This is a genomic window from ANME-2 cluster archaeon (assembly GCA_014237145.1).
In the GTDB taxonomy this organism is placed as follows: Archaea; Halobacteriota; Methanosarcinia; order Methanosarcinales; family Methanocomedenaceae; genus Methanocomedens_A.
Genome location: JAAXOC010000081.1, coordinates 1 through 21073 on the forward strand (window position 1 = coordinate 1; position 21073 = coordinate 21073).

A 21073-nucleotide genomic window follows, 5' to 3' on the forward strand; every position below is an offset into this window, starting at 1 on the left:
GATAAATATCTTTGATCTTAACATCCCAGAAAATTGTTGTTTTCTTTACAACGATAGTCACGGGATGTTAAGACTGAGGGTACTTTCATGCTAAATAAGCGGTATTATTGTTGGTTAGTACTGGATATTGGTGAAGGTATTGTAAGACAGGAGCCTAAATGAACACATACTCAAAAAAAGTGGCAGTGGAACAGTTTAGTAAGCGTTCGAATGCCTATGCGGCATGCAGTGCCCTGATGGACCAGGCCGACCTGGATACTGTGGTGGGACTGCTGGACCTGACCGGCATGGAGCGGGTGCTGGATGTGGCTACTGGTACGGGCTTTCTTGCCAGGGCCCTGTCGCCTCATGTGAAAGAGGTCATTGGCATTGATATCACGCCGGGGATGCTGGAGCTGGCGGTACGGGCTACCCGGGAGAATGAGCTTAATAATATTACATGCCTGACCGGGGATGTAGAGCACCTGCCTTTCAGGGAGTCGGAGTTTGATGTGGTAACGTGCAGGTTCTCTTTCCACCATTTCCCAGGACCCCGGATGTCCCTGTGTGAGATGGCCAGGGTGTTGCGACCGGGTGGCAGGTTGGTTATTGAGGATATGTTATCTTCTGAGTATACTACAAAGAGCGAGTACCAGAACAAGATGGAGAACCTGAGGGACCCTTCACACATCAAACACTACAAGGCATCTGAGATTGAGCGGATGCTGCACGAGGTTGGACTGGTGGTGCTTGACAGGGTTGATGGGAGTTCAGATTTTGACTTTGAGCACTGGATAGGGATGGCAGACCCGCCAGCCGGGAATGTGGAGAGTATCCGGGAGATGATGAAGTTGTCGATGGATGGGGACCAGTCCAGGCTGGATGTGCGGGTGAAGGATGGGAGGATGGTGTTTAGTTATACGACAGGGATTGTGGTGGGGAGGAAGGGGTAAGTGGTATCCATTTCAAATCTAAGGGTAATTTAAAAATTATTAGACAAGATTAACAGGATCGACAGGATATACCGCAATGTCAATATCCTGTAAATCCTGTCAAAATACCATCCTTTTTAAAGTGGATACGTTAAGCAGGTAGTCGATATTAGGGGGAAAAACGGGTATAACCCGTTCGAAATGTAACGAGGTCTGTATAGCGATTCCACCTCTCCACTCAAAGGAACCATATCTCCCAAGGCAACTCCCCTACAATCTCCCTGAAAGCCTCAGGCCACTTATCAGGGTCCAGCCACTCATGAAATTCTGAGGCATCTGCAGAGGGAGGTCGTGCGGGCGTTTGTGCGAGTGTGGATGGGGTATTGGTGGAATTCTGTGATAACTTATTCCAGGTAATTCAATATATATTATAGTAGACTATAACATATTTGTATATTTTGTTATAGTTGATTATAACATCACGGCACCGCAAAAATCACATGTTTTTTCACATTAACAACAAATCGGTTCTTCGAGCTTATCAACCACAGTTTTTAGATATCTATGCGATATCCCTGTCTCATATGTTTCATACATTTTTCGCTATCCTTTTGATGAGCAGTTCAGCCGCTTCCACACATACTCCGCCCTCATTCATTAAGTCAATTATCAACTGGGGCCTCGAAACGATCTTCAGGCCATCCTTTTCAAAGGAATTATAAAAAACATGCTCATCTGAGAGTATTAGCCGCACATTTCCTTTACCTACAAGTCCTTTTTTTGAGAGTATATCATGCCACTGCTCCCAATCACTTTCATTTATATAAATATCGACCCTGCTTGGGAACAGGTAATTCTGGACGATATTTTCTGCCTGGTATGTGGTCAATGCATAGGATAGGTGGGACTGCTTGAGGAACTCTAATGGATCTTTGAGCATGTATTCCCTGTGTTTGTGCTTGACACGAACAGACTGCCAGTAATGCAGCAGGGCAGGGTGATCTAAGACTTTGGTACCTTTTACCAGTCCCATTTCGGTAAGTTTTAAGAAAAATTCCCGCACCCATGGGTAAGAGCAGTCAGCCTGTCTGGCAATACTGTATTTGCTGATATTTCCAGAAGGATTGTTTGCGAGTATCCTGAGTATCCTGTCTCTTATTTTTCCGCGCATATTTATGGTGGTAATGTGATGTTTTTATATACTTTACCTATATAGGTAACTTGTATGGGTTATATATGTTACCTTCATAATTGTCACAAACCTCGAAATAAATTCCGAAAGGCATTGACGAGAATGCTCAGGCTTTGATATTTCTTATCGGCTTATTTTACTCCTATGCTTTGTTAAGGCGCATGTATCCTCGTACCACAAATACCACTATTTCTAAAATAACTGGAATCCAGAAATACGAATAATTAATCGCAGCCAAGGAAAAGTTTGCTCCAGAAAGTATGCCTAATGATATTGATGTAACAATAACAATACCTATGATTGAAATTATATAATCAAGATATCGAATATCGAAATGAATTATACCAAAGAACCACAATAAAAATAAATTTATGACACCTAATAACAAGAAAATATTTACATATTTAATGGTTTCAAAAAGTTTAGAATCACCTCTGGAAAATTTAATTTTCAATGGTTCTGATTTATAATCGGATATATTCTGAAATTCAAACCTTAATTTGTTTGCCCCTTCAAAAGACATCTTCAAATTAGATTCATAATTTGAATTGTCTATACTATATTCTTCTGGTATTTCAAAATTTAAAAATTCATTAATTTTAGAAACGTGTATTGGGGTAGATATATTATACTCAAAAATATAATGAAACCCGTTTAATGTTGTTAAAATTCTATTTGAAGTATATTCAAATTCAATATCCACTTCAGTTTTTGTAGTATTGGAAATATATCCAACATATAATGTATTCTCGTTGGAATTGAGGCCTTTACCTAAATAATAAAAAGGTTCTGTAAAATTTCCCGATTTTGCGATACTTTTCAATTCATGATATTCAATTCTAATTGGGACAAACTCATTTCCATTATTTTTAATATTTATTTTTGGATTTGCGGTTACTTCAACGTATTCTGAAATTGGATATTGAAGTAAGTGCTTAGGGTTTTCTCCTTCTACTTTTCTTAATTCGTAATTATAAATTTCTTGAACTAGATTGTTTTTTGGGTCAACTACAATTTTTAATGTAGATACTTGAAGCCTACTTTCCGCAACTTTCAAATTGCTAAAATCTGAATTTATTTTGCACATTTTATTCATCCTGGTAGTATTTTTCACGTGGCACTCCAGCTAATCTAATTACCTCAACCTGTTTAGCCATGATCTCGGTCCGGAAGGTTTGTAACAATGTACTCTTGGACCATAACCGATGAAATTCGATGTTATCAAAGAGAGACAATAACCTGGAAGTGGTTGGTGATTCGCAGTCTCGGTCTTCAGGATAGATAGAAATGCTTCCCAATCCATTTTTCTTCATTCCCATGCGAACCTCTCTTTCAATAAGGGCCTGTATAAGCATCGCGAGAAAAAATACGAAGAGCAAACCTTCGATCCGTGTAACGCTTTTCAACAATACAGGAGCAACTTTATAGGCGGTCTTCAACTGTTCGTGCCTTTTTTCCAACCAGGGCTGATACTTGTACTTGTCCAGTATCTCAACCAACGAAAGATATCTATCATCTGCAGTTACGTATACCCCGTACAAATTGTAATGTGACCTATATAGCGTTTTCAAGGATTTATTCCTCATTATATCCATATATATTGTACACCAAGATATAAAAAAAGGGATTTGCCCCCCCTCACAAAAACCTAATCCCCTCAGGCAGCTCCCCAACAATCTTTCTAAACGCCGCAGGCCACCCATCAGGGTCCAGCCCCTTCTGAGCATAAAAAGCACTCGCCCACCGCTCAAGCCCGATCCTGCTGCACCCCTACCACAACTCCTGGTTGCCCTGGCTCTTCACATTAAAGCCCTTTGATGAGCAGTTCAACCGCCTCCGCACATACTCTACCATCGTTCATCAAATCAATTATCAACTAGGGTATCGAAAACCGAAAACTTACTTAAATAATTGGGGTGAATAAGTAAATGAATGAGGCGCTAGCAGTATAAAAAAGAAAGAAAATCAGGCTTTATCTGAATTAAAATTCTTCCCAATCTTCCAGGGCAATTTTTCTTCCGATGAGTTTCTCCAATTCTTTAATCATCATTTTAAGCTGCGGGACTGAATACTCATCATTGCTGGGAATTGTTAAAACTTTGGTGCCATATCGCATATAGAAATGTCGTCCGCCTGGTTCAGGCGCATTGAAACCCAATTTTACAAGTTTTTTGATAAAAACTCTGCGTTTACATGGCTTCCATTTAGGCATGAGCCCCAGCCTCAATGCCATGTGGAATACCTACATTGATATTCAGATGGTCTATCACAGGCAAAGTATCACCGTGCCGTATTTTGACTATGAGCCAACCTTCAAATACTGATTCAAGCTCTTTCTGACATTCAAAAAGCGTTTTTCCAAAAGCGAGAACACCCGGACATTCTGGTATTTTACCAGAAAAGGTATCATCTTCGAGCTTATCGTATTCAGCTTTGCTCAACGCTTTGTTAATATAATCTATTAGCATCAGGATCACCAATTTTGCATTCTGTATTTTAACTTATCTTATTGTAGACCATTATGCACAAAAGAGTTGTACATAATTTTACATATTTTTTATACAATGTCTCCTGTCCTTATTTGTCATCTCAAGGACAAGCGGGGCTGTTTTGGGCCATTTCGTTTCGAGCTTTTCTGCTTCAGTGAGCCACGCTTTAGCTGCTGATTTAGTCTCCACATCCTTTATACCACTGCCGCTTTCGAGAACCATCTTTCTTAAGTCATGTACTTGTTCGTCAATAGATGCTATTTTCTCGATAATCTCACCATCTGCCATAAATCTTATTTTTATTTTTCGTGTTTAAATAGTTGTGTGAAGTTACTGGTATAACACCCTCACAAAAACCTAATCCCCCTCTGGGGTCGTGTCCTTGATTAATTGACAATATTTAAATAGTTTAAATGTAATTCTCTCTTCAGAGGGGTATAAATGGATTTAGAACTCGATTTATCAGAATTTTATTGTTTGAATGAAGATTGCCCAAATTACGGTAAGAAGGGTCAAGGAAATATAAGAGTCAAAGAGAGATACGGCCCGAAAAATCTGGCGCTATTGAGATGCAATACCTGCACACATTGCTTCAGTGAAACCAGAGGTACGATCTTTTTTGGACTTAAGACCCCAGATGAAGAAATACTTAGGACACTGGCAATGATACCTGAAAAAGGAAGCATACGTGGAACGGCAAGAGCCACAGAACATGATAAAGATACCATTTGCAGATGGCTTGACATTGCAGGAGCACATTGTCAGGAAGTTACAGATTACTTTTTTCAAGAGCTTGAGCTTGGCCAGGTGCAAATAGATGAGATCTGGTCATATATAAAAAAAAGGAAAAAAACGTGATTGATGTCGATCCTGATGAATGTGGTGATGTTTATGCACTAACAGCAATGGAAAGCAATACAAAATTATTTATCAGTCATCATGAAGGAGGAAGAAGTACAGATGATGCTAAGAAATTGTTCAATGATTTAGAAAGTAAACGATCAAATACTTCTCCAATCCCACTGTTTACCTCCGATGATTGGGATCCCTTTGAATTGGCACTACTAAATATCTACGGGAACCTGGAGCAGCCACCCTATTGTGGTATTGGAAGAAAACCTCATCCTATTTTGGTGCCACCTGAAGATTTGAAGTATGCTCAGGTAAGCAAAAAAGTTGCGAATGGACATGTTGTTGAAGAGCTTCAGCGTGTTGTTTTCGGAGATGCCGACGAAATATTAAGGCTTTTTGGGGCAGATTCAGGTGGCTGTATTAACACAGCATATATAGAACGGATCAATCTTACTATCAGAAATTCTCTAGCAAGATTTATACGCAAAGGAATGAATTTTAGTAAAAATGCTCTGATGCATTCAAGAGCAATAGACTTCTTCCAGGCATGGTATAATTTTGTTAAGCCGCATAAATCACTACGATTAATGGTCAATTGTGGAAACAAAAGATGGTTGCAAAGGACACCAGCTGTGGCTCAGAAACTTACAGACCATATTTGGACATTGAAAGAATTATTAACGTTCAGAGTGCCTGTTCAGTAAATCGGGGACACGACCCTCTGGCAGCTCCCCCACAATCTCCCTGAACGCCGCAGGCCACCCATCAGGGTCCAGCCCCTTCTGGGCATAAAAAGCACTCGTCCACCGCTCAACCCCGATCCCGATTCAGCCCGACCACTCCCATACCTATCCCAGCAGCCACTTCCACATCGGCACAAACATTATCCTGTTGCCCCTGAAATCCTCTTCACCCTCATAATCCCAGGTGATGACCAGAAGATCAGTACATTCCAGTTCCTTTGACGCTTTAACCAGGGATTTTAACTCCCGCTCTCTTGTATTTATATTTTCAAGGTCATAGCATACCTGTATCAACTGCATAACCTCAGGTCCACGGCCCAGGACAAAATCCACCTCAAGTCCTGATGTGTCTTTCCAATAATATATCTAAAGTATCGGGTCAAAGTAGTGCTTTTTTCTCAACAGCTCAATTGCAATAACATTTTCAATTCTTCGTCCCCTGTCTTTAACGCCGTGCAGTATCACGAACCCCAGGTCAACCAGATATATTTTTGGTATACTCCCCTCTACTTCCCTGACACCTTTTCCGTATTTCCTGATAAGGAATATGAAATTTATATCTTCCAGGTAAGAGAAATATTCATAGACTTTTACCGGGCTCAGTGATACCTTTGCCGAAAGCAGGTAATTTCGCAATTTCCTGACCGATAGCTCCCTTGCAAAGTTTCTTACAAGGGATTTTATCATAAATTTCAGGGCAGATATCTTTTCGATACCATATCTTTCTACCAGGTCCCGGTAGACCATCAGGTCAATATATTCTTTCAGTGTCCGAATCCTGACCATCCTGTCATATTCCAGCAGTTCTGGAAAGCCGCCGTATTCAAGGTATTCATCGAGATGTCTTTTCAGCACTCCTCTTTCTGATTCTATTAACGGGAACTCGGATTTGAAACCTTTTGCGACAAGGAATTCCCTGAAGGAAAGCGGGAACAGGTTATACGATAATGTCCGTCCCCTCAGGCTGGTGGCTATTTCTTGGGATAGCAGTTTTGAGGATGAGCCTGTCAGGAATATCCTGGCATTTTTCTTTTCGGTGAGCCTTCTTACAAACCTCTCCCAGCCATCTATCTCCTGGATCTCATCAAGGAAAAGGTAAAGGATGTCAGCACCGGGATTTATTTTGTGGTACAGCTCGATGATGGTTGAGAGGTCGCTTGTTGTCAGTTCGCTGAGCCTTTCGTCTTCAAAGTTTATGTAAAATATTCGTTTTTTGTCCAGGCCCTCGTTCAGTAATTGCTGGATCACCTGGAACAGGTAGTATGTTTTACCGGTGCGTCTCAGGCCGATGAGTGTTATTACTTTGTCAGTCTCGGATGGGATGGATAGTTCTCTTTTGAATAGTGTGGGGATGGGGTATTTGTGGAATTCTGTGATGACTTCTTTCAGGTAGTTCATGACATGTTATATTGGACTATAACATATTTAGGTTTTTTGTTATAGTTGAGTATTAAGTAACGGACTCAGCGCTGAAGACGCGAAGCATCCCCACATGGATGCTCGATGGTTAGAGATTCTGTTGCTGATAGGATTTTCCTTATTTTGCAGCGCCGAAACGATACGAAAAATCGGAAGAGACAGCGCTTTTTATAATCTGGAAGCTTATTGTTGGTAACTATAATTCAAATATTAGGGAAGGTACGGAATGATTTCTCTTCTATGTTTATCTATATTGAAAACTGTCTGATGCGCATTAAGAGAGTGTCTAAATGATTCAGAAAGCAATTCTCTCGGAACATCATTTAACCATTCAACCTTTCTTCTTGTTCTTTCATATGCCCCATCTTTTGGTATTTTTTCATAATACGCTCTTGTCTTTACTTTCCCTATTAAATAATATTCTCCAAGATTTTCTGGAAAAGTAGGTAGAATAACAAAATCCTCCCCTTCTATAATATCATTTACAAATCTTAACATCGTACCAATTTCGTCTTTGTTTGGGGATTCCTTATATTTTCTTTTATATTCTTCTATTAATAGTTCCTTATCTTCTTTAGAATATTTAGTTGGATTTATTTTAGCCCAACCAATCCCAACAAAACCATTAGCTTCTCCGATATCCCAGCTTTCTTCATCTTCTATTTGCATCCTCACAACCCAAAATCTAGTCATAATCAATTATTATTTTTTACAAGTATTAAAGTTATGGATTTAATGATGTATAATATAAAGATGGTATCTGGCTTTCATTATGTTATGAGTGTTTGGCCTATCTATTGCCTCTTGGTGCATGAGGATTAGCCCTTCAGTCAGGGACACCGGACGGCGTTATTCTCTGTCCGGGCATCGGGATGATGCTCGTTTTTTTTATTTTTTTTGAATTGTTTTCAGATAAATAATCCATATATTAATTCATAAACTATTTATAGTGTCAATACTACTTAATAAATAATGTCAAGAGTGGCGAAAAAAGAATTCAGACTTGTAATGTATGTAAATCCTACTGAATCTTCTGGCTTTTGGGGTGGAAGAGCAGCTGCAAGTCCACTGGCATATTATTACGCCACTAAAAAACATAGTAATGTTGTTTTAGGTGGTAAAATATTCCTTAAAGGTTTTGGGAAATATCATCAATATATAAAGGATTTTTTTGATAAAAATGAAATCTTTAATTTACCAAAGGAGATTGATTGTGATGGCGAAAAAATAGTTTTATCAAATTATGGTTATTTCTATCAAAGTAATGATCCTTTATTCAGACGATTTACAGAAAATGGAATTTATTGGCGGTATACAATCAATAGGATTGGAAAAAGGAATTTATTTGATGAAGAGGAATATTCAAATTTTTTACTTCCTTCAACTAAGATTGGGTCTGAAAACGAAAAATATGACCCAGACAACTCCGAATGGAATGCTATAATTTCTGAATTAAAATTACTAAAAAATCCAATTAATTCCCAAGGAAGTAACCAAACCACTTTCAAAATTTACAACGGTAAAAATAAAGAAATTAATTTTTTTAGAAACGGAAAGCCATATATTCCTCGAAATAACGTTTTTGCACATTTAAATAAAAAAGATATGTGGAGAGAATTAGATAATAAGCTAAACTTTGAATCAGAAGATGTATTGAAACCAATTAATGTAATTGATAGTAATATTAAGAATTCTAGAATTAAAGAATCATTAGTTCATGAGGCTATTAAAGTTTTAGTTGCAGAAAAGGGATGGTTTATAAATTCTGAAAAGAAAGTAGGAGATGGCAGAGTAGATTTCATAATAAAGAAAAGTGAAAAAGATTCATTTTTAATTATTGAAGTAAAATTATTTGATAATCCTGATGCTGTGGAACAGTTGGAAGATTATATTGATGCTATTACTTCTAATCTTGATGAAAATCAAAAAAATACTGAATTATTTTGGTTTTGGAATAACGAAAAAAATCGAATGAATAAATTAGAAGGAATAATACTTTGTGCTTATCCCCCAACTAAAACGATTAAAGAATGTAGAGGAAAAAAATTAAAAATTTGGACATATAAATTTAGCAAAGTTGGCAAATCAAATGAATGCCTTTTAGGAATTACGATTCGTGATGAAAATGGTAATGAAGTTTTGCGAACCAAATAATTTTTATCTCTACTAAACCGAGCATAAATCCCCCATCTCGCAGTCACTGGTATAACCCTTACAAGATGTAACGAGGCCTGTATAACGTTTTAGGGGGATTTACCCCTCCACCCTCACAAAAACCTAATCCCCTCAGGCAGCTCCCCAACAATCTCCCTGAATGCCGCAGGCCACCCATCAGGGTCCAGCCCCTTCTGAGCATAAAAAGCACTCGCCCACCGCTCAAGCCCGATCCCACTGCATCCAGACCACAACTCCTTATTGCTCTGGCTCTTCACATTAAAGCCCTTAGGATACTTATCCCCGTTCACGCTCATGTTCTGAAACTCCAGCCACTCACCATCCTCACCCCGGTACGGCATCACAGCCTCATAATCAATCGTACCCACCCGGGTCTCAGTCGCCAGTCCGGCCAGCCCCTCCTGCGCCATGAACCATGGCGTAACCCATGCCGTCCTCCACTCCAGGTCCAGGATATCATTGAAAATATGCATATACCTCTTTTGCATATCCTCAGAATGCGCCACCACCTGCTCAGGCGTACCCATGAACACCAGTTCAATTCTGTGGAACTCATCCACTCGCTCCATGCCGTGTAGGCCGCCGCTCTCATAACGGTGCGATGTCCCACTGCGGTCGAACACATATAGGGGCAGCCCGGCATCTGGCATAGTCTCACCCTGCAAAAACGGCCAGAACGGCGGACACTGGGCATAACACAGCCCGCCAATGGGTTTGTCTATCTTCTGTGCTATCATGTCAAGTGGAACCTCAAGGGTGACCTTGTAGTGGTCAGCAACTTCCTCCCAGAACTCAGGGTCACGGGTCTTGGGCGGGCACACATAATATATCTCAGGATACACACCCTTGGCATGACCAGAGCGCTGCCACACATCCCAGGTAACCAGTTTGGGGAATATCATTTCCCTGTAACCCAGGGGCTTGACTATCTCCTCCATAACAATACGCTCAAAAGCCCGAAACACTGCAACACTCTGGGGCCCGTGTATCCACTGCCCCCGGCTGGCACCCCGTTTTATCCAGCCCCGCTTCATCAGTTCCTCTGTCGGGTCCTGGTCAAATACATGCTCTTTCTTCCCGCTTTCCCACATAAGGTTCCAGTGCTCGCCCTTACCTCCGTAGGACTGGGCTTTCACCTTATCCTCAACAAGCGATATAATGCGGTCAGGCACCCTATTTTCTATCTCGGACTGCCCCAACTCCAGCGACAGGGTGATGGCACCGTCAGCATATTCCACACTGTTCATATAGGGGAGTTTGAATTCTTTCAGGGGCTGCTCTGAGGGTATTCTGACCACATATTCGGATATCTCCAGTCCCCGCACACCGATCCTGTGGCCTTTACCCAGCAGTTCGGCCAGGGGTTTGCGAAGCCGCAGTATAGCATCATGGGCCCGCACATACCTGCCTGAAGTTATCTCCAGTTCGACCCCGTCCCCATCAACGTTCATTGAGGTGATACCGGCACCCATACCTTCCGGAGCACCCTTTGAAAGAATAGTGCCCTCTGCATCCTTTAACATATCCAATATTTCTTGCCTGGCCGGTGCCGGGTCTGCGCTGGTCTTGAACTTTCCCTTGATCCTGAACTGGAGTTCCATCAATTATCATCCTCATAATTTTCTTTATTATCTTTTTCAACTGTTTTTAGCATGTCGGCAGCTATTCTTGCATTCATGAGATAATCATCCACAGTTGCAATTAAACTTCCTATCTTTCCTGACTCGAAAAACGTGGTCACCGACCCCTCCCCATATTCAGTTGTAATGCTTTTCAGGTTGTCAGGTTCCAATGAGCGTGTGATCATAACAGCAATATCCGGTGCATTTTCGGCCTTTATTGAAATATTCCCCTTTATCTTCATGCCAGCTGTCCCCCCACTATCTTGTCCACTGCAGCCAGGAAACCTTCTTCGGAACCGACTGGTATTCCTGCACCTGAAGAAATATTATGGCCGCCGCCCTGTCCGCCTGCCGCCTGTGCAGCTTCCCGCATGGCAACGGCAAGGTCAAGCCCCCTGTCAACCAGTTTCCTGGTGCCTCTGGCAGATACTTTAACCAGGTCATCTACTTTGTTCAATGTGATGAACGGTTTGTCAGGGCAAACATACCTGATCAACGTGCCTGCAATAATACCGGTACCCGAATTATCCTCAAGGGCCACGTACCTGATATTTCCCATCTCCCTGATCATGGCTTCGGCTTCTCTGATATGTTCCACAATGGTCTTCTGGTACTTTACTGCCAGGGCTAGAGCTTCATCCACAACGCCCGCATCCCGCAGGCACAATGATAACCCCAGGTCCGATCTGTCCACCTTACCACAGCAGTTAAGCATCCATTCCAGGGTGTAAATATTAGGCACTACTTCTTTTTCCAGTACCAACACATCGCCAACCATTGACCTGACAACTGTTGGGTCTGCCCTGCCTGCGATCTTCAATGCCATGGCCGAGGCTAACCTGCTCAGGTCTTCTACCCCCATATCCTGGATTGTGCCGCTCACACCAAGTTCACTGAGAAAAGCCTCGGTGGCCGACTTATCGCCTACCGTGTCCAGATAGGGTTCTGTCAGTGTCAGTAATACGTCTTCCACAGGGCCGTCCGGCACCTTCAGGCCTGTTTTCACTGATATCACGCCTGCTTCCAGGGCCTCTTCCATTATTTCGCCATTGGGGCCATCCATACTCTGTTTATCCCCTACAGCCCCGGTCAGTGCCAGACCGGCCAGGTCTGTGTTATCGCCCATACCACGGGCCACATAATAGGCCATGCCTGATGCAGAGAGCAGGCTTGAACCATCAATACCCAACATCTGGGGATTGGCATGGACATGATCACTGTGGTCACCCACTACCTGGTGGTGGTCGATAATGACCACATCGTCCTTTACCATACCCAGAAGTTCAGGCTGGCCGCTGCCCATATCACAAAATACCACAGCTCCGTCTTTCCCGTATACCTGTGCATTGACCATGTCAATTACTCCCTTATCCAGAGAGCTTACAATTGAGGTGTGGAAAACTTTATTTGCCCTTAGCAGGGCAGTAGACATAATTCCGGCAGCGCTCAGGCCGTCTGCGTCGTTATGGGATATTACCCTTAAAAAATGATAGTTCTCAAGTGCCTTTGCTGCTTCCCGGCCCAGAGAAAATAACGTTTCGGTCATCCCTGGAATAATGGTAAAAATAGATGAAATAGTTGATGGAATGAACCATCAACTGATTTACTGGACTACTAATCGTTCAGCAGTGTCCGGACTGTATTTCCAGTTTGTCGGCATAACACCGTTCCTGCTATAGTATTTGCCCAGGCGCCGTACCTTTGCCTCTGTAAGGTTCAGTGCCCTTTTGTTGTGCTGGTCCTTGTGGTTGTTTACTATGTGTTTCCTGAGTCTCAAAGACTTGATGATCAGGTTTGAGATATCCTCAGGCAGGCTTGGGGCCAAATCATTGCCTTTCAATATGCTTGTGACCTTTTTACCTGTAGATAATTTGATATCCGGCACACCATAAGTGTCCCGCATGATTATGCCTATCTGACTGGTAGTTTTGTCCTGTTTGGCAAGTTCCACTACTTTTTTCTCTATATCTTCTGACGAAAGGGTAACCCATTGCGGGGCTTCATTTCTCAAGGGTTTTGTGGACCTTGATACTCCCTTTCTCCTGGTATGCATTCTAGCCAAATATGTTCCTCCGGTTATGATAATCCTGAATATTATTACGATTCTGTTATATATTATTGTGGCAAGGCGAAGTGGTCAGATTACCACACCATAAGATAAATAAGTTGCGTAAGCAACACACAAAAAAAGAAAAGAAAGATGTGTGCACCGATTATCTGGTCTATCATATCCTGTGGAACGAATGGTTATCGTATGAGGTCCCCTGGTACTGTGTAATGGCATATCTCCTTCAAGGGTAGAGGTATGCTTCTTGATATGCCTCAACAAAAGGGAAATGGTAAATAGTAGAATTTACATTAGTATAATTGTGGTTATACAAAAATACAAATCCATGTTTAAGGACAGGGAGGATGATCTGGTAAATATCAATAAACTGCTGGAGAGCAATACATTTGAGTTTATTATCATCTATGGCAGAAGAAGGGTGGGGAAAACAGAACTGATACTCCAGGCAACAAGAAACACCAACAGAATCTACTATCTGGCAGTGGGTGCAAGAAATCTGGAACGTTTCTATGACCTGTGTACCCGGCAGTACCCGGAAGTTTCAAAGTTAAGAATGGACTGGGAGGTGCTCTTCGAATACCTCAGGGACAGGGTAGATGTGATTGTCATTGATGAATTCCAGAACATGATTAAAGAAGATGCAAATATACTCAATATCTTCCAGTCCGTCACAGACACCGTACTTACTGATTCCAGATTGAAATTATTCATACTTGGGTCATCTGTCTCAATAATCACTTCCAAAGTACTTGATTACCAAAGTCCGCTTTACGGCCGGAGGACCGGGTCTATTGACCTGAAAGCCGTATCCTTTTTTGACCTTCAGAAGTTTTATCCGGACCTTAATATCAGAGAGCTTATTGAGATATACGGTTTTGCTGATGGAATTCCTTTCTACCTCATAAAGCTCGATGACCGTCTATGGCCGTGGCTTGGAAAGGAAACAGGGGATAAGAACAGCTTCTTAAAAGACGAAGTGGATTTTATAATGAGGTATGAATTTGAGGATGTAAGTACCTACAAATTGATACTGGAAGCCATTGCCTACGGGAAAACAAAACTGGGGGACATCAAGGATTTCATGGGAGTTAAGAGGACAGATATCAGTCCTTACCTTAGAAACCTGATAGAAGTGGGGATGATAAAAAGGGAGGTCCCTATCACTGAAAAAGCCAAATCAAGGCTAGGGAGATACTATATATCTGATAATTTCCTGAAATTCTGGTTCAGGTATATTTATCCGAATGTCAGTGCCATCGAAGAAGGGATATTTGATATTGACCTGATAAAACATGACTACAATAGGTATCTGGGTGGTATTTTTGAGCATGTGGCAAAACAATTCCTGATAAGGAACAAGGATGAAATATTCAATTTTACAAGAATTGGTAAATGGTGGCACAGGGAGCGGGAGATAGATGTGGTAGCTATGAACGAATTAAATGGCGAGATTCTTTTTTTGGAGTGTAACTGGCAGGACTTGAAGCATGGTGAGGCGGGGAAGATACTGGCAGAGCTGGCTGATAAATCAGGATATGTTCAGTGGAACAATGATACGAGGAAGGAGTATTATGGAATACTGGGGAGGAAAATCGAGAACAAGGAGGAATTGCGAAGCAGAGGGTTTTTGGCCTTTGACCTTGAGGATTTCTGAATTGACTGCTTGTTCTATTCTCTATGGTCGCTAAAGTGAAATGCCCCGCCTTATATGCATGTTCTACTCAAATGCCATTTCCAGTCGTTTTTTTGGATCATCAAAACAAACATCTTTCACGTCAAAATATTCAGGGTCAAAATCTCCACCTATCCACCCCAACATTTCTTCATGACCCTCATAATTGGGATCTGCTATGATCTTTACTAGATCTTCATATCCCCATACCCCTCCGCAATCTTCAGGAGGGGACGCTCTTTTTCCTTTGACGCATATGGGGTATGTTACACCATCTTCCCTGGCAATGATATTTTCCAGTTCGATATTATGTATCCATTTGTCGCCAAAATCGTAGATGTAATCGACTTTCCTGTTCTCCATTGTGAAATAATCAGACATCTTTTCTTTCCACCCAGGGGGTGTCTCCCCATACTCTCCAAATACTTCTTCCGGAATACCGATATTCATTTTCATCCCGGTGGAGGGATCGATCACCTCAAACCTATGAAGATGGTAATCCAGCCAGTCCATTGCGTCTTGTATGGCGACATGGAGATCCCATAATGTATAGGTTTCAGGGACCTGTATTCGCCGCCAGATCGGCGGTTTAATGTCCTTTAGGGTAATCTTTAACTGGTACACCAGATCGAATTTCTTTTTCATCCTGATTCCTCCAAATCTAGATTATGAATATCTTTATCCCATATACATATTTTTGGGGATGGATGGGGCCCATGTAACGTTAGGCTGAATTGGTGTATGTTATTTTGATTTAATGTGCAGGGAAATGTTTAATTACATATGGTTACAATGTAATTATCATGGTAAATGTGCAAATCAGGATCGGCGATGAATATATCAATATTTTGAAGGAATTATCTGAAACACTTCACTCATCCAGGTCAGAGGTCATAAGAAGAGTAATGGAAGAAGGGATAAAAGATATGCGCATGAAAATAGCTATGGAAAAATATCTGGATGAAGAATTTTCTTTGTGCAGAGCTGCTGAATTCGCTGATGTTTCAATCCAGCAAATGGCTAAATACCTTGCACAAAAGGGTATTCCTTTTTTCAAGCAGAGTGTTGAAGAGACAATGAGAGATGCAAAAGAAGCTGAAGGCTGGCTTAGCGATGCGGATATTAATTGATTCATCTACTCTCATTGCCCTGGCTAAGATCGGCGAACTTGGCATACTTAAGCAAATCTTCGGGACTATACATATAACCACTAAAATCAAGGATGAAATCCTGAAAGCCGACAGTCCTGAAGAAGAAATTATAAAGGAAGCACTCGATACATGGATTCAGGTGCTTGATTTTAAAGGGGATCCAGTTGTACTCAGGAAATATGGACTTGACCTTGGGGAGGCGAGTTTGTTCCTGGTTGCAAGCTCGAATGATAGACTTATTCTTGATGAATCTAACGCAAGAAGATTTGCAGAATCAAAGGCTTTGAGATATACAGGTCTTATAGGACTACTCGTTGCATCTGTAAAAACGGATAAGATACCAAACGAGAGGGCAATTGAAATACTCGATAAGCTGACAAAGGGAGATTTCCGGGTTAGTTCTGACCTTTATGTTTGGGCACGCGCTGAGATAACTAAATTCCAAATATAAATTCTTATATTTTGAGCCATGGCGGCACGCCCCGCACCTGCACCTTAGCATACCAGGTCCGGCGGCGTGCGGCAGCACCAGGGATTAGCGGACGGATGAGGACTGGAGGGCGGTGGGAGAGCGTTGGAAGGAATGGGGGCGGGAATTCGTTAATTATATTTCAACAGCCATGGTAATCATCGGCAGCAATCACCAACATCCGAGGCCACCGCCCGCACACTCCACTCCCAACCCACGCTCAGCGCATCAGCACACGCACCCGGTCAACAACGCTGGGGACAGATAACAGGAGTAGGGGCAGTAGAGACAGTAGGAAAACGATGACAAAGGAGGAAAAAAGATACTATTCTTCTTCTATTTGATCATCCAACCCTAGCACCCGAAGGGCAATTTCAGTTTCTTCAACCTTCTGATTTGAAATTCCATCTTCTGAATCAACTTCCACTTTAAGGATTAATTTTAAATTATTTTCATTCGCGAACTTAGATAGAACTTTCGTATAGAAATTCATCCATTTTTGTGACGAAAGTTAAAGATTATTCCCTCATAGCAGGTAGATAATTATGAAATTAACCAACAAACATATACTAATAACCGGCGGCGCAGGCTTCATCGGCAGCCACGTTGTAGATTCTCTCAAAAAAAAACAGGGTCACCGTACTTGATAACCTGAGTTTCAGCAGGATGGAATTCATACATCACCACATAGCATCTACATTTGATTGGAAAACAAAGATTTTAAACAATCGCGGATTTCAATAGGTATAAACGCGACTTTGAATTGTCTTTCACCAAAGACCATTTTTCCAACGATCATTAGTCCTTTCTGCCTCAGCAATCCGATTGTGGACGGAGTGTTTTTATCATTCCAGAAGAAATCCATATCATCATCGTAGTTTTTAAGCTGACCATATTTCACAACGCCGCCCTGCTTAATACAAAAGACCAGCACTTCCTTAGACTTTTCTGGTAAATTTGAGACGATTTGGGGCAGCTCATTTACAATTTTATGTTTAATTTCCCGGACTTTTTCTTTTTTAAGTCTCTCATTCAAACCATAATCCTTACACATCCAATCTATCCAGTGATGCGGATATTTGTTTAGTATTGTCTGTAGTGAAGAACTCCGGCGTAATAGAATGCTTTCGAACCGCTTAAGTTCGTTTTTCTCATGGGCACCAAAAAGCACGTCCGGATCCAGTATAAGTGGCGATATAGACATCTGAAAAACACCTGCAAAACGGTAATACTTTCCAAATGGGTGGATTCTGCCCGTTATCAATGTGTTTGGAGACACAGGGTGTGGACCGCATAATTTTACGTTATAGACATCTTTTGTTTTCATATCCTTGATCTTTAAAATCAAACCATTTTTTGAAATAACAATAAACTTGGAGCGGATAATATATTTTATTTGCAGAACTTTCTCTTTCATCTCAGGACTCAAATCAGTTGTGTTTTCCACAAATTCTTCTGCAATGGTCATGCCTGTTTCCGGAAGCACTTTTTCAAACAAAAGCCATGCAAGAAAATTGTTATGCCATGTTTCATTGGGCATTTCCACATCTTTTTCAGGAAACTCATCAATGTACTTCTGGAACAATATCTTCGACTGTTTGCCATATTTTTTATCCGCGTATTCATAAATTGTTTGGTTTAGGTTTTCTTCATCAATCATTTCTCAACCACAACATTAACTATTTGCTCAGATTTTACTTAAAGTTTTCAGCATAAAACAAGTTTTTATGAACCAAAGGTTTGGGTGAGTTCCATAAGGTACGAACCTTTTATGCTGTGTTATGTAATCGCTTTGGGGCGATTTTATGCACCTGTACAGGACTAAAAGTTCCGATCTTATTAACTGTTAACGCAATTCATCCTTTTTATCTTCCTTCCAGTCAGGATTGTCAATTACTGATTTTATTATATATCTGGAAAAATTTCTTTCAAGTAACATCTCTTCAGCATGCTTTGTGAAAATGACTTTTACCATCAATTATAGTCTACTGTGTCAACAATCATCTGTTCCTATCCCACAGCGCCAGCGTTATCCGTGCCCTGCTGATGTCGATCCTCGAAAACACATAATCCAGCACTTCACCCTTTGCCTCCTCAACCGTAGCAGCATTGCTCACAATCTGGTCGGTAACATCAGACGCCAGTGCATCCACATCCCCGGCAATAACAGCATGCACCTCCTCCCTGGCCACTTCCTGCATGTACTCCGTGATCTGTTCGCTTAGCTCCAGGCTGGCATTTTCAATAAATGCCGGGTCATTCCTCAACTCAGCCAGTACCTCATCTATGATAATGTCACTAATACCCGAATTATTGCCAGGTACCACATTATCGACCTGCTGGTTTATGGCAGTCTGCGCCCTCTCTATGGTCTGTTCAATAGTTATCTTAACGATCGTCCCTACTGCATCATCCACGGTCCTGTTTATTGCATCATTGATATGCCCGACGATCAGCTTTTCAGTCTCTTCCCTTGGCACCACAGTGGCATTCGCAAGGTCAAGACCAATAACCTCCAGTTCCCCATTGATCAAATTCTCCACATAATACCTGGTATATTCAGTATGATACGGCATAGTGATCCAGCTACTCTCCACATAAGCAGTATCTGGCACCGGCCGCCCTATATGCGTCTCACCCCCGATAGGCACATCCCGAAACGGCCGCCATACGACAGAGACATTGTAATTATATCTGTCACCTATTTGCATGTCAAGGTAATCCTGTATCTGTTCATCCAGGTTTGCCCTGTACTCGTCGGTCAGCAGGTTCAGCCTCATAGAACTGTCATTGTGGTATATAGTAAACTGGGACGCCACTGACTCGCTTGCCAGATCTGCAAATGTCTTATGATTTATTTCCCGTCCCGCAACCAGTTTCTTGCAAGCCAGATAGATACCCGAATCCACAGCATCGAGACCCAGGGTCTCGTTCATCAGGTAGTCCATCTGGGCACCACCCACAGTATAGGAAAAAACATCAACCCTTCCATTTTGCAGGGACAGCAGCACCTGTGAATTGTGCTCGGCCGCACTGGTATCGTGCAGTGCCATTAACTGGGTGTTGCCAACCATTGCAGGTGCCAGCAGCACCGCACTGACCGATACCAGCACCAGGAATAGCAAAACATCGATGGAACTGGAAAAACCCCTTGTATCTTTGATCATCTGCATACTATCTCTCCCAGATCTTTACCGTCAGTGTGCCTGGCATCTCTTCGGCCTCGTTCAACCTGATAGTCACAGGAATGGATGCCGATACGCCCAGATCTTCAGAAGTTCCCACGACCTTGCTGTAAGTTGGCGGCACTTCGACCTTAAATGAAAAATCATAACGTGTTCCGTACCTGTCCTTCAATTCTCTGATGTCTCCCGTACCCATCGACTCTACCCTGGATGCATCTATCAGGTCAGGACGGTCGGGGGCCGTCAGCACAGGGTCATTCCTGAGCAGTCCGGCCAGGGATATTGCATCATCATAATGCTGTGCAATGAATGTCTTCTCCTGGTATACCTGGTACGTATGTGCCATAACCGAGATAAATATTACAAAACCGATAACTGCAAGGGCCATGGCGATCAGGTCGGAGTTGGGTTCAACCACGGCTTGCTCATCACTGGTAAACAATGGTGACCCCCCTTCTCTCCACACCTTCGGCGGTCCGTATGTTCAGCATCACTTTTTCTACGAGAAGCGGCTGCATGGTATCGACAACGAACGGCTCCTGCGCTAATTCGATCCCGGTCTGGTCCAGCATTTCAATGATACTCTGCCAATCACCCTCTTCCAGTACATCCTCACCCAGGCCGGTCCTGCCCCCGCACCTGCCAGCAATCGCTTCAAGAAGTCCAGGCCTGCTGTCCCATAGACTGTTCGGGGGATAAAAAGTTGTCATCAATGCCCTGGCCCTGGTGACCCTGCCGGTCTTTGTGTCAGAATAAGCGGACACATACTTACTTGAGATATCAATAGTGACATCCTGATCAATATCGAACATGTAATAATGGGCCCCCTGGATACTTGTGCTGTCAACATCCTCAATATATGAAGCAAGGGATGATAGACTTGCATCCATCATCCCGGCAGCGTCCTGCTGAATGAACACCGGATGGATATTGAAAGCAGAAATGAACAGTATTGTGCAGAATAATAGCAGTCCCACTCTGGTGATCAGAAAATCGGCCCATGCCCTTTCATCGTCCTTCAATCCCTCGTCCTTTAGTCTATCGTCCTTCACTCTCCCACCCTTCAATCCCTCAGACTTCAATCCCTCAGACTTCAGTCTCTCGTTTTTCAGTCTCGCTGCCATG

Annotated in this window: 25 protein-coding genes and 2 pseudogenes; 8 read left to right on the plus strand and 19 right to left on the minus strand. The window is 42.1% G+C overall.

The features are described 5' to 3' along the window. Positions 1 to 158: 158 nt before the first annotated feature. Complete coding sequence (locus HF974_10295; GenBank protein MBC2698697.1) at positions 159 to 932, plus strand: class I SAM-dependent methyltransferase; 774 nt, start codon at positions 159 to 161, stop codon at positions 930 to 932. 568 nt (positions 933 to 1500) lie between these two features. On the opposite strand, the gene HF974_10300 is transcribed toward HF974_10295, so the two are convergent. The 6 genes from HF974_10300 to HF974_10325 form a co-directional block, all read right to left on the minus strand. Then, positions 1501 to 2082 (minus strand): hypothetical protein, encoded by a 582-nt coding sequence (locus HF974_10300; protein ID MBC2698698.1) that lies wholly within the window; start codon positions 2080 to 2082, stop codon positions 1501 to 1503. Positions 2083 to 2245: 163 nt separating this feature from the next. Further along, complete coding sequence (locus HF974_10305) at positions 2246 to 3217, minus strand: hypothetical protein (GenBank protein MBC2698699.1); 972 nt, start codon at positions 3215 to 3217, stop codon at positions 2246 to 2248. After that, entirely contained in the window at positions 3192 to 3674 is a 483-nt protein-coding gene (locus HF974_10310) for a hypothetical protein (protein ID MBC2698700.1), read from the minus strand. The genes HF974_10305 and HF974_10310 overlap by 26 nt, the downstream gene beginning before the upstream one ends. Before the next feature lie 410 nt (positions 3675 to 4084). Next, a complete protein-coding gene (locus HF974_10315) occupies positions 4085 to 4315 on the minus strand; it encodes a type II toxin-antitoxin system HicA family toxin (GenBank protein MBC2698701.1) in 231 nt (76 codons plus the stop codon). Further along, on the minus strand, positions 4308 to 4571 hold the full coding sequence (locus HF974_10320; protein ID MBC2698702.1) for a type II toxin-antitoxin system HicB family antitoxin: 264 nt from the start codon (positions 4569 to 4571) through the stop codon (positions 4308 to 4310). The genes HF974_10315 and HF974_10320 overlap by 8 nt, the downstream gene beginning before the upstream one ends. A gap of 78 nt (positions 4572 to 4649) precedes the next feature. Then, positions 4650 to 4880, minus strand: a complete 231-nt coding sequence (locus HF974_10325; GenBank protein MBC2698703.1) for a hypothetical protein — start codon at positions 4878 to 4880, stop codon at positions 4650 to 4652. Between the two features lie 375 nt (positions 4881 to 5255). Between HF974_10325 and HF974_10330 the strand changes: the two genes are divergently transcribed. After that, positions 5256 to 5450: a hypothetical protein gene (locus HF974_10330; protein MBC2698704.1), complete on the plus strand. Its 195-nt coding sequence runs from the start codon at positions 5256 to 5258 to the stop codon at positions 5448 to 5450. Continuing rightward, positions 5447 to 6148: a hypothetical protein gene (locus HF974_10335; GenBank protein ID MBC2698705.1), complete on the plus strand. Its 702-nt coding sequence runs from the start codon at positions 5447 to 5449 to the stop codon at positions 6146 to 6148. Before HF974_10330 ends, HF974_10335 begins: the two co-directional genes overlap by 4 nt. Positions 6149 to 6292: 144 nt before the next feature. Here HF974_10335 and HF974_10340 read toward each other — a convergent pair. Together HF974_10340 and HF974_10345 are read right to left on the minus strand one after the other, a co-directional pair. Next, positions 6293 to 7585: pseudogene (locus tag HF974_10340) on the minus strand (ATP-binding protein). 231 nt (positions 7586 to 7816) lie between these two features. Further along, positions 7817 to 8299 (minus strand): hypothetical protein, encoded by a 483-nt coding sequence (locus HF974_10345; GenBank protein MBC2698706.1) that lies wholly within the window; start codon positions 8297 to 8299, stop codon positions 7817 to 7819. A gap of 279 nt (positions 8300 to 8578) precedes the next feature. Here HF974_10345 and HF974_10350 point away from each other — a divergent pair, with 279 nt between their 5' ends. Continuing rightward, positions 8579 to 9760: a hypothetical protein gene (locus tag HF974_10350; GenBank protein ID MBC2698707.1), complete on the plus strand. Its 1182-nt coding sequence runs from the start codon at positions 8579 to 8581 to the stop codon at positions 9758 to 9760. Positions 9761 to 9873: 113 nt separating this feature from the next. Here the strand turns inward: HF974_10350 and HF974_10355 are convergent, their stop codons facing one another. From HF974_10355 to HF974_10370, 4 genes are read right to left on the minus strand one after another with little or no spacing between them, the layout of a single operon-like run. Then, positions 9874 to 11382, minus strand: coding sequence for a serine--tRNA ligase (locus HF974_10355; GenBank protein ID MBC2698708.1), 1509 nt, complete (start codon positions 11380 to 11382; stop codon positions 9874 to 9876). Next, the gene (locus HF974_10360) at positions 11382 to 11645 is read right to left on the minus strand and encodes a hypothetical protein (GenBank protein ID MBC2698709.1); all 264 of its coding nucleotides are present in this window, start codon (positions 11643 to 11645) and stop codon (positions 11382 to 11384) included. The genes HF974_10355 and HF974_10360 overlap by 1 nt, the downstream gene beginning before the upstream one ends. Further along, a complete protein-coding gene (locus tag HF974_10365; protein MBC2698710.1) occupies positions 11642 to 12949 on the minus strand; it encodes a DHH family phosphoesterase in 1308 nt (435 codons plus the stop codon). The genes HF974_10360 and HF974_10365 overlap by 4 nt, the downstream gene beginning before the upstream one ends. A 57-nt stretch (positions 12950 to 13006) precedes the next feature. Further along, complete coding sequence (locus tag HF974_10370; protein MBC2698711.1) at positions 13007 to 13465, minus strand: 30S ribosomal protein S15; 459 nt, start codon at positions 13463 to 13465, stop codon at positions 13007 to 13009. Between the two features lie 331 nt (positions 13466 to 13796). On the opposite strand from HF974_10370, the gene HF974_10375 reads away from it, so the two are divergent. After that, on the plus strand, positions 13797 to 15125 hold the full coding sequence (locus HF974_10375; protein MBC2698712.1) for an ATP-binding protein: 1329 nt from the start codon (positions 13797 to 13799) through the stop codon (positions 15123 to 15125). 63 nt (positions 15126 to 15188) lie between these two features. Here the strand turns inward: HF974_10375 and HF974_10380 are convergent, their stop codons facing one another. Next, positions 15189 to 15788: a plasmid pRiA4b ORF-3 family protein gene (locus HF974_10380; protein ID MBC2698713.1), complete on the minus strand. Its 600-nt coding sequence runs from the start codon at positions 15786 to 15788 to the stop codon at positions 15189 to 15191. Positions 15789 to 15946: 158 nt separating this feature from the next. On the opposite strand from HF974_10380, the gene HF974_10385 reads away from it, so the two are divergent. Both HF974_10385 and HF974_10390 read left to right on the plus strand, forming a co-directional pair. Continuing rightward, positions 15947 to 16273 carry a ribbon-helix-helix protein, CopG family gene (locus HF974_10385; GenBank protein ID MBC2698714.1) on the plus strand — a complete coding sequence of 109 codons (327 nt, stop codon included), beginning with the start codon at positions 15947 to 15949 and terminating at the stop codon, positions 16271 to 16273. Continuing rightward, a complete protein-coding gene (locus HF974_10390) occupies positions 16227 to 16745 on the plus strand; it encodes a DUF3368 domain-containing protein (GenBank protein MBC2698715.1) in 519 nt (172 codons plus the stop codon). Before HF974_10385 ends, HF974_10390 begins: the two co-directional genes overlap by 47 nt. A 343-nt stretch (positions 16746 to 17088) precedes the next feature. On the opposite strand, the gene HF974_10395 is transcribed toward HF974_10390, so the two are convergent. After that, positions 17089 to 17256 (minus strand): hypothetical protein, encoded by a 168-nt coding sequence (locus HF974_10395; GenBank protein MBC2698716.1) that lies wholly within the window; start codon positions 17254 to 17256, stop codon positions 17089 to 17091. Between the two features lie 52 nt (positions 17257 to 17308). Between HF974_10395 and HF974_10400 the strand changes: the two are divergent. Then, positions 17309 to 17507, plus strand: a pseudogene (locus HF974_10400) (NAD-dependent epimerase/dehydratase family protein). Here the strand turns inward: HF974_10400 and HF974_10405 are convergent. The 5 genes from HF974_10405 to HF974_10425 all read right to left on the minus strand — a co-directional run bounded on the left by HF974_10405 (position 17458) and on the right by HF974_10425 (position 21072). Then, positions 17458 to 18423: a hypothetical protein gene (locus tag HF974_10405; protein ID MBC2698717.1), complete on the minus strand. Its 966-nt coding sequence runs from the start codon at positions 18421 to 18423 to the stop codon at positions 17458 to 17460. The pseudogene HF974_10400 and the gene HF974_10405 overlap by 50 nt on opposite strands. Before the next feature lie 186 nt (positions 18424 to 18609). Beyond that, on the minus strand, positions 18610 to 18738 hold the full coding sequence (locus HF974_10410) for a DUF4258 domain-containing protein (protein MBC2698718.1): 129 nt from the start codon (positions 18736 to 18738) through the stop codon (positions 18610 to 18612). 25 nt (positions 18739 to 18763) lie between these two features. Next, positions 18764 to 19936 (minus strand): hypothetical protein, encoded by a 1173-nt coding sequence (locus HF974_10415; GenBank protein ID MBC2698719.1) that lies wholly within the window; start codon positions 19934 to 19936, stop codon positions 18764 to 18766. A gap of 1 nt (position 19937) precedes the next feature. Then, positions 19938 to 20390: a hypothetical protein gene (locus tag HF974_10420; protein ID MBC2698720.1), complete on the minus strand. Its 453-nt coding sequence runs from the start codon at positions 20388 to 20390 to the stop codon at positions 19938 to 19940. Then, positions 20377 to 21072, minus strand: coding sequence for a hypothetical protein (locus HF974_10425; protein MBC2698721.1), 696 nt, complete (start codon positions 21070 to 21072; stop codon positions 20377 to 20379). The genes HF974_10420 and HF974_10425 overlap by 14 nt, the downstream gene beginning before the upstream one ends. Between the last annotated feature and the right edge of the window lies 1 nt (position 21073).

Excerpts from the sequence above, each read along its gene's own strand:
- HF974_10295 (MBC2698697.1), top strand. The coding sequence starts at position 159 with ATGAACACATACTCAAAAAAAGTGGCAGTGGAACAGTTTAGTAAGCGT.
- HF974_10300 (MBC2698698.1), bottom strand. The coding sequence starts at position 2,082 with ATGCGCGGAAAAATAAGAGACAGGATACTCAGGATACTCGCAAACAAT.
- HF974_10315 (MBC2698701.1), bottom strand. The coding sequence starts at position 4,315 with ATGCCTAAATGGAAGCCATGTAAACGCAGAGTTTTTATCAAAAAACTT.
- HF974_10320 (MBC2698702.1), bottom strand. The coding sequence starts at position 4,571 with ATGCTAATAGATTATATTAACAAAGCGTTGAGCAAAGCTGAATACGAT.
- HF974_10325 (MBC2698703.1), bottom strand. The coding sequence starts at position 4,880 with ATGGCAGATGGTGAGATTATCGAGAAAATAGCATCTATTGACGAACAA.
- HF974_10330 (MBC2698704.1), top strand. The coding sequence starts at position 5,256 with ATGATACCTGAAAAAGGAAGCATACGTGGAACGGCAAGAGCCACAGAA.
- HF974_10345 (MBC2698706.1), bottom strand. The coding sequence starts at position 8,299 with ATGACTAGATTTTGGGTTGTGAGGATGCAAATAGAAGATGAAGAAAGC.
- HF974_10350 (MBC2698707.1), top strand. The coding sequence starts at position 8,579 with ATGTCAAGAGTGGCGAAAAAAGAATTCAGACTTGTAATGTATGTAAAT.
- HF974_10355 (MBC2698708.1), bottom strand. The coding sequence starts at position 11,382 with ATGGAACTCCAGTTCAGGATCAAGGGAAAGTTCAAGACCAGCGCAGAC.
- HF974_10360 (MBC2698709.1), bottom strand. The coding sequence starts at position 11,645 with ATGAAGATAAAGGGGAATATTTCAATAAAGGCCGAAAATGCACCGGAT.
- HF974_10365 (MBC2698710.1), bottom strand. The coding sequence starts at position 12,949 with ATGACCGAAACGTTATTTTCTCTGGGCCGGGAAGCAGCAAAGGCACTT.
- HF974_10375 (MBC2698712.1), top strand. The coding sequence starts at position 13,797 with ATGTTTAAGGACAGGGAGGATGATCTGGTAAATATCAATAAACTGCTG.
- HF974_10380 (MBC2698713.1), bottom strand. The coding sequence starts at position 15,788 with ATGAAAAAGAAATTCGATCTGGTGTACCAGTTAAAGATTACCCTAAAG.
- HF974_10385 (MBC2698714.1), top strand. The coding sequence starts at position 15,947 with ATGGTAAATGTGCAAATCAGGATCGGCGATGAATATATCAATATTTTG.
- HF974_10390 (MBC2698715.1), top strand. The coding sequence starts at position 16,227 with ATGCAAAAGAAGCTGAAGGCTGGCTTAGCGATGCGGATATTAATTGAT.
- HF974_10395 (MBC2698716.1), bottom strand. The coding sequence starts at position 17,256 with ATGAATTTCTATACGAAAGTTCTATCTAAGTTCGCGAATGAAAATAAT.
- HF974_10405 (MBC2698717.1), bottom strand. The coding sequence starts at position 18,423 with ATGATTGATGAAGAAAACCTAAACCAAACAATTTATGAATACGCGGAT.
- HF974_10410 (MBC2698718.1), bottom strand. The coding sequence starts at position 18,738 with ATGGTAAAAGTCATTTTCACAAAGCATGCTGAAGAGATGTTACTTGAA.
- HF974_10415 (MBC2698719.1), bottom strand. The coding sequence starts at position 19,936 with ATGCAGATGATCAAAGATACAAGGGGTTTTTCCAGTTCCATCGATGTT.
- HF974_10425 (MBC2698721.1), bottom strand. The coding sequence starts at position 21,072 with ATGGCAGCGAGACTGAAAAACGAGAGACTGAAGTCTGAGGGATTGAAG.